The sequence below is a fragment of the Hyphomonas sp. genome, from assembly GCF_022844445.1.
GTDB lineage: Bacteria > Pseudomonadota > Alphaproteobacteria > Caulobacterales > Hyphomonadaceae > Hyphomonas.
Window position 1 is genome coordinate 43,331 of record NZ_JALHLS010000017.1, and the last position, 13,081, is coordinate 56,411.

At 62.5% G+C, this 13,081-nt stretch carries 11 protein-coding genes; all 11 read right to left on the bottom strand.

Features of this window, described 5'->3' with window-relative positions:
* Window positions 1–12: 12 nt before the first annotated feature.
* A complete protein-coding gene (gene rpsB, locus Q0C17_RS15800; protein ID WP_291208307.1) occupies window positions 13–801 on the bottom strand; it encodes a 30S ribosomal protein S2 in 789 nt (262 codons plus the stop codon).
* 146 nt (window positions 802–947) lie between these two features.
* On the bottom strand, window positions 948–4,370 hold the full coding sequence (gene dnaE / locus Q0C17_RS15805; protein WP_291208310.1) for a DNA polymerase III subunit alpha: 3,423 nt from the start codon (window positions 4,368–4,370) through the stop codon (window positions 948–950).
* 78 nt (window positions 4,371–4,448) lie between these two features.
* Window positions 4,449–5,135, bottom strand: a complete 687-nt coding sequence (locus Q0C17_RS15810; RefSeq protein WP_291208311.1) for an ABC transporter ATP-binding protein — start codon at window positions 5,133–5,135, stop codon at window positions 4,449–4,451.
* Window positions 5,132–6,418 (bottom strand): ABC transporter permease, encoded by a 1,287-nt coding sequence (locus Q0C17_RS15815; RefSeq protein ID WP_291208313.1) that lies wholly within the window; start codon window positions 6,416–6,418, stop codon window positions 5,132–5,134. The genes Q0C17_RS15810 and Q0C17_RS15815 overlap by 4 nt, the downstream gene beginning before the upstream one ends.
* On the bottom strand, window positions 6,415–7,731 hold the full coding sequence (gene proS / locus Q0C17_RS15820) for a proline--tRNA ligase (protein WP_291208315.1): 1,317 nt from the start codon (window positions 7,729–7,731) through the stop codon (window positions 6,415–6,417). The genes Q0C17_RS15815 and proS overlap by 4 nt, the downstream gene beginning before the upstream one ends.
* A gap of 53 nt (window positions 7,732–7,784) precedes the next feature.
* A complete protein-coding gene (locus Q0C17_RS15825; RefSeq protein WP_291208318.1) occupies window positions 7,785–8,018 on the bottom strand; it encodes a DUF1467 family protein in 234 nt (77 codons plus the stop codon).
* The gene (mce, locus tag Q0C17_RS15830) at window positions 8,018–8,446 is read right to left on the bottom strand and encodes a methylmalonyl-CoA epimerase (RefSeq protein WP_291208322.1); all 429 of its coding nucleotides are present in this window, start codon (window positions 8,444–8,446) and stop codon (window positions 8,018–8,020) included. Before mce ends, Q0C17_RS15825 begins: the two co-directional genes overlap by 1 nt.
* Before the next feature lie 6 nt (window positions 8,447–8,452).
* Complete coding sequence (locus Q0C17_RS15835) at window positions 8,453–10,138, bottom strand: ribonuclease J (RefSeq protein WP_291208325.1); 1,686 nt, start codon at window positions 10,136–10,138, stop codon at window positions 8,453–8,455.
* Between the two features lie 6 nt (window positions 10,139–10,144).
* On the bottom strand, window positions 10,145–10,912 hold the full coding sequence (locus Q0C17_RS15840) for a type III pantothenate kinase (RefSeq protein ID WP_291208327.1): 768 nt from the start codon (window positions 10,910–10,912) through the stop codon (window positions 10,145–10,147).
* A 6-nt stretch (window positions 10,913–10,918) separates the two neighbouring features.
* Entirely contained in the window at window positions 10,919–11,650 is a 732-nt protein-coding gene (locus Q0C17_RS15845) for a biotin--[acetyl-CoA-carboxylase] ligase (protein WP_291208330.1), read from the bottom strand.
* Window positions 11,647–13,080 carry an NADH-quinone oxidoreductase subunit NuoN gene (nuoN, locus tag Q0C17_RS15850; protein WP_291208333.1) on the bottom strand — a complete coding sequence of 478 codons (1,434 nt, stop codon included), beginning with the start codon at window positions 13,078–13,080 and terminating at the stop codon, window positions 11,647–11,649. Before nuoN ends, Q0C17_RS15845 begins: the two co-directional genes overlap by 4 nt.
* Window position 13,081: the final 1 nt, after the last annotated feature.

Below are 13,081 nucleotides of genomic sequence, written 5' to 3' on the forward strand. Positions count from 1 at the left end.
CGGAGCGCCGTATCAGGCGTCGGTCGCCGTTTCGCCTGCAACCTGCACGTCAGCATCGGCCATCGCGCCGACATCCGACATTGCGCCGAGATCAACGCCGAGGCCGGCCGTCGATTCAGCGAGGCCATCGAGCACCGCATCTGCAAACAGGTTGCAGTACAGCGAGATGGCGCGGGCTGCGTCGTCGTTGCCCGGGAAGCCGAAATCGGCATCCGCCGGGTCGCAGTTGGTGTCGAGCACGGCCACGACCGGAATACCCAGCTTGCGGGCTTCCTGGACAGCGATGGCTTCCTTGTTCGTGTCGATGACGATGATGGCAGCCGGCAGGCCGCCCATGTCAGCGATGCCGCCGAGTGCACGGTGCAGCTTCTCGCGGCGGCGCTGCAGGTCGAGCAGCTCTTTCTTGGTGAGGCCCGAACCGCCACCGGCTTCGAACATCGCGGTCAGTTCGCGCAGCTGCTTGATCGAGTTGGACACGGTGGTCCAGTTCGTCAGCGTGCCGCCGAGCCAGCGGTGGTTCATATAGTACTGCGCGCAGCGCTGGGCTGCTTCTGCCACCGGGTCCTGCGCCTGGCGCTTGGTGCCCACGAACAGGATGCGGCCGCCCTTGGCCACCGTGTCGCGAACGAACACGAGCGCCTGGTGCAGCGAAGGCACCGTGTGGGACAGGTCCATGATGTGGATGCCGGAACGCTCGCCGTAGATATACGGCTTCATGCGCGGGTTCCAGCGGTGGGTCTGGTGACCGAAGTGAACGCCAGCTTCAAGCAACTGACGCATCGAGAAGTCAGGTAGGGCCATAGATTTTCTCCATCCGGTTGGCCGTCGCAGGGTGGAACTACGGGTTTGACCCCGTCGCACCGGATGCACCCGCGACATGGTTTCGAAGAGCGCTCCTATACATCTTCCGCCGCCCGGGGCAAGCGCAAACAGCCGTGTTTCCGGCCTCAGGCGGCCCGGCGGGGCACCACCCGCTCAACCCCCGGGATTTCCTTCAGGGCCCGCTGGGCTTTCAGGCTGATCGTATAGGTCTGGGGCAGCTTAACCGTAACCAGACGGCCGTCTTCCAACGGCATTTCCAGCAGGATCGAGCCCCGGTCCGGGTCGTTCAGCCCTTCCAGACGCTGCACCACGCTGGCGAGCTCCGCCGGATTCGTGCCCGTCGACAGACGCACCAGCAGCTGGCCGGAGGGCTTGGACAGGCGGGCCGATTCAAGCTCCACCACCCGTTCGACGATGAGGCGGGTCTCCTCCCCGGTAAGCTTCACTGAGACCGTAAGGGCGATGGCCTTGCCGGGCTTGAGCAGGTCTCCGTACTGCATCAGGGCTTCGCTATAGACGGTCACATCCCGCTCCCCGGTGGGATCCGAGACGGTCAGGAAGGAAAACTTGCTGCCATTTTTGCCCGTACGGTCGTTGCGGGCGCGCACGATACCGATCATCTCGAGAGGGCGGCCTTCCCCGGCCCGGTCCTCGATTTCCATGATCAGGGTGATGCGATCTCGGTCGAGCGACATCAAAACATCATCCAGCGGGTGGCCAGAGAAATAAAAGCCGATGGAGCGGAATTCCTCGTCGAGCTTCTGCTGCGCCGTCCATGCCCTTGGCGATGGCAAGGGCGGGCGAAGCGCCGGCTCGGCGTCGGCAAAAAGGCCGCCCTGCCCGCCTTGCCGATCGCCTGCGGAACTGGTCGCATGCTGCGAAAGAACACCTGCGGAATCCAGCACTCGGGCGCGGTTCGCTTCCAGAGCATCCAGAACCCCGGCACGCGCAAGCGATTCAAAGGCCTTCTTGTTGACCTGCCTTGGGTCGATCCGCTCGGCAAAATCGTAGAGATCCTTGAACGTGCCGCTCTCGCTGCGCACCGCCACGACATGACGCATCGCCTCAAGGCCCACTCCCTTCAGCGCGCCGAGGGCATAGACAATGGCGCCGTTGCGCACGTCGAAGTCGGCTGAGGAAGAATTAATCTCAGGCGCCAGCACGGGAATGCGCAGACGTTTGGCTTCCTGGAAGAAGGCAGCCAGTTTGTCAGTGTTGCCGAGATCAAGGCTCATGGAGGCGGCGAGGAACTCGACCGGGAAGTGGCATTTGAGGTAGGCGGTCTGGTAGCCGATCAGAGCGTAGGCGGCAGCGTGCGACTTGTTGAAGCCATAGCCCGCGAACTTCTCCATCGTGTCGAAAATCTCGTTGGCGAGATTTTCCTTCATGCCCTTTGTCTGCGCAGCGCCTTCCACGAAGCGTTTGCGCTGCGCGATCATCTCTTCGAGCTTCTTTTTGCCCATCGCGCGGCGAAGGAGGTCAGCTTCGCCGAGCGAATAGCCGGCGACTTCCTGCGCCATCCGCATGACCTGCTCCTGATAAACAGGCACGCCATATGTGGCCTCCAGAACCGGCTTCAGGTCCGGGTGCTGATAGCGCACAGAGGTCGGATCCTCCTTGCCCTGCACATAGACCGGAATATTTTCCATAGGGCCCGGCCGGTAGAGCGAGATGATGGCGATGACGTCCTCGATATTGTTCGGACGCACGCGCCGCAGCGTGTCGCGCATCCCTGCGCCTTCGAGCTGGAATACGCCGAGCGTCTCGCCGCTCGCCATCAGTTCATAAGTCGCCGAGTCGTCTAGGCTGCGCCAGGCTGGCCCGAGATCCTTGTTGTTGCGTTCGATGAACTTGATCGCCCGGTCGATCACGGTCAGCGTCTTGAGGCCCAGGAAGTCGAACTTCACAAGGCCCGCCATTTCGGCATACTTCATATTGAACTGCGAGGCTGGAAGTTCCGCCCGCGGATCATTATAGAGCGGCACGAGATTGACCAGCGGCCGGTCCGCGATCACGACGCCTGCCGCATGGGTTCCAGCGTTGCGGTACAGCCCTTCCAGCGCCCGCGCGATCTCGATCAGCTCGCCGACGCGCGCGTCCGCCGCAATCTCGTCGTCAAACTTAGGCTCGCCCGCGATGGCTTCGTCCAGAGTCGGCGGCTTTGCCGGGTTGAACGGAATGAGCTTCGCGAGCCGGTCTATCTGGCCATAGGGCATCTGCATGACGCGGCCGACATCGCGTACAACGGCTTTCGCCTGCAGCGTCCCGAAGGTGATGATCATGGCAACACTGTCTGCGCCGTACTTGTCTCGTACATAGCGGATGACTTCGCCGCGACGCTCCTGGCAGAAGTCGACGTCGAAGTCGGGCATCGAGACGCGTTCGGGGTTGAGGAAGCGCTCGAACAGCAGGTCGAACCGGATCGGGTCGAGGTCGGTGATCAAGAGCGACCAGGCGACCAGCGAACCGGCGCCCGAACCTCGCCCGGGCCCCACCGGGATGCCGTTGGACTTGGCCCATTTGATGAAGTCCGAAACGATTAGGAAGTAGCCTGGGAACCCCATCCGCTCGATGACGCCGAGTTCGAAGTCGAGCCGCTCGAAATACACGTCCCGTTCCGCATACAGACGGTCGGCTTCCTTCAGCCGTAACTCGAGGCCTTCCTTCGCCTGCAGGCGCAGTTCTTCCGGCTCCGACCGGCCGCCTTGCGTGAAGCTCGGCAGGATAGGGCTGCGCGTCTCGGCGCGTACTGTGCAGCGCCGGGCGATCTCCACCGTTGTGGCGATCGCTTCTGGCAGGTCCGCAAAGAGCACGCGCATTTCGGCAGGCGACTTAAGGTACTGCGACGTGGCCACCCGCTTGCGATCGTCCTGCCCGAGATACTCGCCGTTCGCGATACACATCAGCGCGTCATGCGCGGTTGCATCGTCCGGCTTCATAAAGCGCGCATCGTGGGTCGCAACGATCGGAAGGCTCATGTCATAGGCGAGTTCAAGCAGCCCCGCCTCGGTCTTCAGTTCCGCCGGCGTGCCATGGCGCGTGATCTCGACATAGCAACGGCCCGGATAGGCCGCGGCGAGCGTTGAAAGCTCCGTGCGCGCGTCCCCCATCCGGCCCTTCAGAATGTGGCGCGCCACTTCGCCTTCGGCGCCGCCCGTCAGCACGATCAGGCCATCGGTCTCCTCAAGTACCAGCCGCTTGTGCAGCTTCGGGACCCCATCCGGCGCATCGAGGAAAGCCCGCGACGACAGGAACATAAGCCGCTGGTACCCCGCGTCGTTCTGCGCATAGAGCGTGAGCCGCGTCGGTTCCGAGCGCGGGACGCCGTCCGTCACATCGAAACAGCAGGCCATGATCGGCTGCACCCCGTAATCCGCCAGCTTGGTAGACAGCTCCAGCGCCCCGAACAGGTTGTTACGGTCGGCCACCGCTGCGGCGGGTACAGCGTTGTTCTTGCACCACTTTGCAACATCTGCAGGCGTTATCATGCTCTCAAGCAGGGAATAGCTGGAGCGGATGGCAAGCGGGATGAAAAGCGGCGTGGTCATGGTTTCTACCTCGTAGACCGCAGACTCTCACCGAATCGCCCATAACGCCAATGGGCTTTGGCGTTCTTCCACAGGGTCTTACTCGGTATAGTCGACCAGCTTGCCGTCTTTCAGGGTCAACACCCGGTCCATATGCCGGGTCAGCGCCAGATTGTGGGTTGCAACCAGCACACCGGCGCCCTCTTCCCGCACCATCTTGATCAGCGTGACAAACACCCGCTCCGTCGTTGCCGGATCAAGATTTCCGGTTGGCTCGTCGGCAATTACAAGACGCGGATCATTTGCCAGCGCCCGGGCAATCGCGACGCGCTGCTGCTCGCCGCCAGACAGCTGGGCCGGCTGGTGGTGCAGGCGCTCGGCGAGACCCATCTCCTCCAGAAGTGACGACGCTTTGGCGCGCGCTTCCTTCTTCGGCCGGCCGGCGATCATCAGCGGCATGGCGACATTGTCGACCGCATTGAACTCCGGCAGCAGGTGGTGAAACTGGTAGACGAAACCAATCTTCTTTCGGCGGATGGCCGTCCGGCCATTCTCGTTGAGCTTCAGGCAGTCCGCACCATCGAGCAGCACGTCGCCCGCTTCCGGTTGCTCCAGCAGCCCGGCAGTGTGCAGCAAGGTCGACTTGCCCGAACCGGAGGGGCCGACAAGCCCGACTAACTCGCCCGGCGCAATCCGCAGGTCCGTGCCGCGCAGCACTTGCAGGTCACCGGCGCTGGTCTTGTAGGTGCGGTCGATCGCTCTGAGTTCGAGGACGGGCGTGGTCATTCGAACCTCAGCGCTTTCACCGGATCCTGGGACGAGGCCCAGATCGCAGGGATCATCGACACGAACATCGACATGAACAGTGCATAGGCGCCTGTGCTGAACACTTCATTCCAGTCCAGTATCGCCGGCAGGTGGTCAAGACCGTACTGCTCGGCAGGGAATACTTCCCCATCGATGGCCAGGTTGATCAGCGCCTCGATGGGTCCGATATTCAGGATAAACAGGATGCCAACGATCATGCCGAGGATCGCGCCCGCAGACCCGAGCGCTGTGCCTACCATAAGGAACACCCGCAACACCCCAGCCCGACTGAGGCCGATGGTGCGCAGGATGGCGATGTCGCGTGTCTTGTTCTTCACCAACATGACGACGCCGACGATGATGTTCAGCGTCGCGATCATCATGATAATCGTCACCAGCAGCCGCACCATGACGCGCTCCGTGCGCAGCGCGCCGAGATAGGTGCGGTTCTTTGTCTGCCAGTCGCGCAGTAGGAGGCTGTAGCCGGTCGCGTCCGAAATCTGCTGCATCGCTGCTTCCGTCTCGTCCGGGTTCTTCACGCGAATGTCGAGGTACTGAAACCGGCCCTTGGACTGGAACAGGATCTGCGCCTGCTCCATCGGCATGAACACATAGACGTTGTCGAGTTGGGCGCTCCCGGTACGGAAGATATCCCCCACCACGTAGGACTTGCTGATCGGCGTCTGCCCGATGGGGCCAGACCGCATCTGAGAGGTCACGACCTCTACCTGATCACCAATTCCAAGCCCGAGATTGGCAGCCAGATATTGCCCGATCATGATAACATTGCCGCCATTTCGGCCTTCGCCGAACCCGCCGGCAATAGCCGCAGCACCGCCGTCTTTGAAGATCGGCATGGTCGGCAGGTCCGCCGGCGGAATCGCGCGCACGACACCGCCCGTTCGAACGCCGTTTGCCGACAGAAGCACGAACTGTTCAATATAGGGCGACACACTCAAAACGTCCGGCGTCTGCTCGATCACTTTGGCGATCTCGGCGGCTTCTTCCTGCGGCATGCCATCGACGGCCGCTGCGATATGCGGTTCGCCGCCCAGCAACGCGTCGAGCAACGTCGCGCGAAAACCGCTCATGATCGACATGGTGATGATCAGCGCAGCGACGGCAAAGAAAATGCCGACGAACGAGATGATGGCGATGAGGCTCGCGCCGCCATGCTCACGCCGCGCCATCAGGTAGCGCCAGGCGAGGGTCCGTTCCAGCCGGCCGAAAGGTACGGCCGCCTTGGTATCGCCTTTGTTCACGCCATCACCCTCCGAACCGCATCCTCGAGCGACAGTTCTAACTTCTCACCGGTCTTGCGGCGTTTCAGTTCGACCACGCCCTTCTCGAGACCCTTCGGGCCGACGACGATCTGCCAAGGCAGGCCGATCAGGTCCATGCGGGCAAACTTGGCGCCAGCACGGTCATCAGAGTTGTCGTAAAGCGCCTCGATGCCGGCTTTCCTGAATTGGGCATAGAGCGTCTCGCACGCCTGGTCACACCCTGCTTCGCCCGCGCGCATGTTGATGATACCGACCGGGAAAGGCGCCACGGCGTCCGGCCATACGATGCCGTGCTCGTCATGGCTCGCTTCAATAATGCCGCCGACCAGACGCGAAACCCCGATCCCGTAACTGCCCATCTGCACGGGCACCATCTGACCGTCCGGCCCCTGAACGACGGCGTTCATCGGTTCAGAGTACTTGGTGCCGAAATAGAAGATGTGGCCCACTTCGATGCCGCGAGCCGACACGCGCCGGTCTTCTGGAAGTGCATTGAACGCCGCCGCATCGTGCATTTCTTCTGTCGCCGCATAAAAGCGCGTGCGCTGCTCGACGATGGGCACAAGGTCCGAATTGAAGTCGAGATCGAGGCCTGGAGCGCCGAGCGCCAGCAATTCGCGGTCGCAGAATACGGCGCTCTCGCCGGTATCGGCCAGGATGATGAATTCGTGGCTGAGATCGCCCCCGATGGGGCCGGTATCGGCGCGCATCGGAATGGCGGTCAGTCCCATCCGGTCAAATGCGTTCAGATAGGCGCAGAACATCTTGCGATAGGCTTTGCGCGCATCCTCTTCCGTCAGGTCGAAGGAATAGGCGTCCTTCATCAGGAACTCGCGGCCCCGCATCACGCCGAACCGCGGACGACGCTCGTCCCGGAACTTCCACTGCTGGTGATAGAGATTCAGCGGCAGCTGCTTGTAGCTCTTTACGTATGCCCGGAAGACGTCCGTGATCAGCTCTTCGTTTGTCGGCCCGTAGAGCATCTCCCGGTCATGTCGGTCCTTGATGCGCAGCATCTCGTCGCCATAGGCCTCATACCGGCCGGACTCGCGCCAGAGGTCTGCCTGCTGCAGCGTCGGCATCAGCATTTCCACCGCGCCCGAACGGTCCATCTCCTCGCGCACGATCTGCTCGATCCGCTTCAGGACGCGCAGGCCCAGCGGCAGCCAGGTATAGATACCCGCACCGTTCTGGCGGATCATGCCTGTCCGCAGCATCAGTTGGTGCGAGACGATTGCGGCGTCCGCCGGCGCTTCCTTCGAAACGGGCAAAAAGTAGTTCGACAGACGCATCTGGAGGTCTCTTTCGGGCTATCCTTAACGGGCTCACCTAGCCGGTCAGGGGCCTATTGCGCAAGCAGCTGCGGGATGATCAGGGCAGCCAGGGCCGTTACAACGGCAGCGGCCACAGAGGCCCAGATCACCTTCTTAAGAAGCATGGGATTCTTGGGCGCGGCCTCTTCGGTGCCCGGCACCGTGGAGTTGTCCTCCCACTGCCCCTTCACCCCGATGGGCAGGACCGCAAAGAAGCTGATCCACCAGGCCATGACGAAGACAATTATGGCGCCCGCTATACCCATCAGTGGTGGCCTTTTGGAGTTTCCATGAGTTCCACTAGCACGCCGTTCGAATTCTTCGGATGCACAAAGATGATCAACGTGCCATGCGCGCCGATGCGGGGCTTGCCCAGCACGGTCGCGCCACGCTTCTCCATCTCGGTGACGGCCTGATTGATGTCGACCACTTCGAAACAGACATGGTGCTGGCCGCCAGCCGGGTTCTTCTTGATGAAATTGGCAATCGGCGAGGCCTCGTTCAGCGGCTCAATCAGTTCGATCTGGCTGTTCGGCAGGTTCACGAAGCATACCTTCACGCCTTGCTCCGGCATGTCGAACGGCGTGGTGATGTCCGTCGCGCCGTAGAGCGTACGGTATGTTTCGCAGGCCTGCTCTATGTTCGGAACAGCAACGCCCACATGGTTCAGCGGGCCAATCTTGAATTCACTCATGCTGTATCAGCTCCTCAATACGATCACTTCTATGAGCGGACGAACGCCGAACTCAATTTCACAGGCCTTGCGCAGCGCACGGCCAACCACCTTCTCTACGACTTCGTCATCCAGGCGGTCGCGCTTCTTGATACCTTCTAGCGCACGCGCCGCCGCGATATCCAGGGGCTCCAGGCTTTCATCGGCAATCCGCCCATCCGTTTCGGACAGGCCCTTCACCGCAATCACCGGTCCGTCCACCACATCGCCGGAATCATCAAGGCACACGGTGGCCAGGATCATTCCGCTCACGGACAACCGGCGCCGCTCGATCAGTCCCTCGGCTGCCTCGGGCACCAGCCGCGAGCCGTCCAGCATCAGCCGGCCTGCCGGTACTTCATCGATGATCACGGGCTCGCCCGGCGCGAGGCGCATCAGGCTGCCATTGCGCGGCATCAGGGCCGATTGAACCTGCAGGGACTTAGCGTACGCGGCGTGCTCAACAATATGCCGGCGCTCGCCGTGCACGGGGATCGACACGCGCGGCCGCACCCATTGATACATCCGGCGCAGCTCATCCCGGCATGGATGGCCGGATACGTGGATTGGCTCGGACACCATGCGCGGTGTGATGATACGGATACCCTGCTCCGCCAGCATGTTCTGCATGGCGTAGACGGAGCTTTCATTCCCCGGAATCAGGCGCGACGAGAAGATCACCGTATCGTCCGGGCGTAAGGCGACGTGCCGGTGATCGCCGCGGGCGATGCGCGACAAGGCCGCATTCGCCTCGCCCTGGCTGCCGGTACACAGATAGAGGATGTTTTCCGGAGGAAGATAACCCGCTTCGGACTCATCCACAAATTCAAGGTTCGGCGGCAGGATGCCCACGGTTTTCGCCGCGCCGGTGATCTTGTGCATGCTGCGCCCGACGAGGCAGACGTCGCGGCCGGCCAGGTTGGCTGCCTCAATAATGGACTTCACGCGCGCGACGTTCGAGGCGAAAGTCGTCACCGCTATGGCGCCGGTCTGTTTTGCGATCAGCTCGATCAGGCCCTTGCGGACGGTGTCTTCCGATCCAGCCTCGCCGCTCTCGAACACATTGGTCGAGTCGCAAACCATCGCCAGCACGCCCTGGTCGCCGAGTTTCGTCAGGCCTTCGATATCCGTCCGTGCACCGATAAGCGGCTCGGGGTCGATCTTCCAGTCGCCTGTGTGCAGGATCATACCGGCCGGCGTCTCGATGGCCAGCGCGTTCGGCTCCGGTATCGAGTGTGTGAGAGTCATGTAGCGCACTGTGAACGGCCCAGCCGTGACCGAAGCCTCCAGCGAGATCGTCTTGAGGCGCTTGGTATCGACACCCCGCTCCTGCATCTTGCCTCGCACAAGCTCCGCCGTGAACGGCGTAGCGTAAATAGGCGCTTTCGTCCGCAGCAGCGGATAGAGCAGCCCGATGGCGCCGATATGGTCTTCGTGCGCGTGGGTCAGGAACACGGCATCAATATGCTCGCCGACGAGGTAGGCAGGGTCCGCGCAGATCAGGTCTATCCCGGGCGTATCCGGCCCGCCGAAGGTCACGCCCACGTCCACAACGATCCAGCGCCGCGCATGGGGCGGGCCGTAACCGTATGCATTGAGGTTCATGCCGATCTCGCCGCACCCGCCCAGCGGGAGGAATACGAGTTCGTCTGTCGTTACAGCACTATCGGCCATCAGGTCCTATCGGTTCCGCTTCCAGACTTCCAGCAAACCGCGGATCAGAACATCCTGGTCGTAGTAGTCTATGGTTTCGCTCGCGCCTTCGAATAGGGAAGCTACCCCCCCTGTGGCGACGACGGTCATCGGCTCACCATACTCGGCTTTGACCCGCCGCACGAGCCCGTCAATCAGTTCGATATAACCAAGGAAAACACCGGACTGCATGGCCGAAACAGTGTCCTTTCCGATTACCTGCGCCGGCTTCTGGATGGCGATCCGGGGCAACTGGGCTGCCGCCTCGTGCAGCGCGCGCATAGACAGGTAGATGCCGGGCGAGATGATCCCGCCCTCGAAGGCCCCGTCGGCGGCCACCACGTCCAGCGTCGTTGCCGTGCCGCTGTCGATCACGATCAGGGGGCCGGGATACCTCACATGCGCGCCCAGCGCCGAAGCAATACGGTCCGCACCCACCTGCTCGGGATGGCGCACGCGGAGTTTCACGCCGGTCTTGAGGTTCGGGTCGCCGATGAACATCGGCTCCACGTTCAGGTAGCGACGCGCGAGCGTGCGGAAATTGAACTGCGCCTGCGGCACCACGGTGGAGATGACGCACCCTTCGACCCGGCTGAGGTCGACCGCCGACATGTCCGCCAGCCGCCAGAGCCAGGAGGCATGGTCATCGGCGGTTTTTGTGGAATCTGTGGCGCTGCGCCAGCTGTGCACCCAGTCCAGCCCGTCATGCAGGGCAAAGACCGTGTTCGTGTTCCCAACGTCGATGGCGAGCAACATGGCCGCTCAGCTCCTGCGTATCTCGATTTCGCCGGCCCTTATGGTACGGCGCGATCCGTCGGGCAATCGGAGCAGAAGGGCGCCGTCATCCTCGAGATCCTCGAAGATACCCTCTGCCATGGACTCCCCGGCCCGGACCTGGACTTGCTGACCTAGTGCCTCCGCGCGCGCCAGCCAATCTGCCCGCGTGCCGGCAAAGCCTTCCCGCGCCTGCTTCAGCCGGCGCATGAAGGCCTCCCGAAGACTTGAAAACACCGCGTCCACGGGCGTTCCGGGGCGCATGCCGAGCTCGATCAGGCTGGTGGCGGGCTGGGTCACATTCTCGGGAGGCGGCATCAGGTTTATCCCCATCCCGGCTGCCACCCAGAAATCCGCCCCTGCCCCGCCTGTCTCGACGAGGATGCCTGACACTTTCCGCCGGTCGATCCTTACATCATTCGGCCACTTTACGCGCACCTCCGTGCCCGGCGCGTGGACCAACACCACGTCAGACACCGCCAACGCCGCCGCAAACGGCAGGCGGAGCGCAACCTGAAGGCCGCCCGGCTCCCGGAACAGAGTGGTCGTGTAGACGTTCCCGGCGGGCGATATCCATTGGCGGTCCTGCCGGCCCCGGCCGGCGGTCTGCTGGTCGGCCACCAGCCACTGATCGTGGAAACCGGTCGCAACCCGGCGCTTGGCCTCGGTATTCGTGCTGTCGATGATTCCCAGTCGGTAGACCGGCCAGGCCTCGCTCAACGCGGTAGCCCCGCAGCTGCAAAGGTTGCCCAACCGCCCGTACCAAGTTCGCTGATAAACACCATGAACACGATGCCGGCCACGACGGCCGTCAGCACCACGGTCGCCATCACCGACAGATCCACCGCCTCGAACTTCTCGGTCGGCTCATCGAACCACATGATCTTGATGAGCTTCAGGTAGTAACCGAGGGAGATGACCGAAGAAATGACCACAAGCACGGCCAGCGGAATGAGCTCCGCCTGAAGGCCAGCGCGCAGCACTTCGAACTTGCCGAAGAAGCCGCCGAAAGGCGGTAGGCCTGCGACCGAGAAGATCAGCACCGAGAGGGCAATCGCCAGCACCGGCTTGGTGCGCGCAAGGCCGCCAAGTTCGCCAATACCTTCGACCATGCCGCCGCGGCGGCGCATGGAGAGCACCGCGGCGAACATGCCGAGGGAGGTGACCGCGTAAATGGTCGTGAAGGTCAGCAAAGCGGCCGCGCCGAACTCCTGCCCTGCTGCCACCGCGACCAGTGCGTACCCCACATTGGCAATCGACGAGTAGCCGAGCAGGCGCTTGATGTTCGTCTGAAGCAGCGCGCCGAGCGAGCCGATCATCATCGACAGGCCGGCGATGATCGAGATGATGATCTGCCACTGGTCCATGGCCGAACCGAACACCGTGAACAGGATGTTCGCAAAGACCACCGTAGAGGCCATCTTCGGCGCAGAGGCGAAGAACGCGACCACTGGCGTCGGAGCGCCTTCATAAACGTCGGGCGTCCAGACGTGCATCGGCGCCGCCGAGATCTTGAACGCAAGGCCGACGATCATCAGCACCATCCCGAACAGCGCGCCGGTTGTTACGCCTGCTTCGGCAATGCCAGCGAAGGAAGTCGTGCCCGTAAAGCCGTACACCAGCGAGGCGCCGTAGAGCAGCATGCCCGATGCCAGCGCGCCGAGCACGAAATACTTAAGACCAGCTTCCGAGGACCGCGCCGAGTCGCGGTGGAAGGCTGCCAGTACGTAGGACGAGAGGCTCAGCGTCTCGATGCCCATGTAGAGCGTCATCAGGTCGGCGGCCGACAGGATCACGCCCATGCCCAGGCTGGCGAAGATGATGAGCAGAGCATACTCGTAGCGGGTCGTCTCGTGGCGCTTTAGAAAGCCCTCGGCGATCACCAGCGAGATACCGGCCAGCACGAATGTGATAACCTTCGCGAAGTTCACGAATGTGTTGGTCCGGACGAGACCGCCGAACGCTTCGCCGCCGCCGAAATGCAGGACTGCCAGCGCCGCGGCGCCGAACAAAGCCAGCGCGCCGAACTTGAACGAGAACGAGTTGAACCGGTCGCCGAAGATCGCGCCCAGCAGCACGCCAACCAGGCCCGTAAGCGCCAGCCAGAGTTCTGGCGCGACCGTCATCAGGATGGAGGTGACATCCAGCATG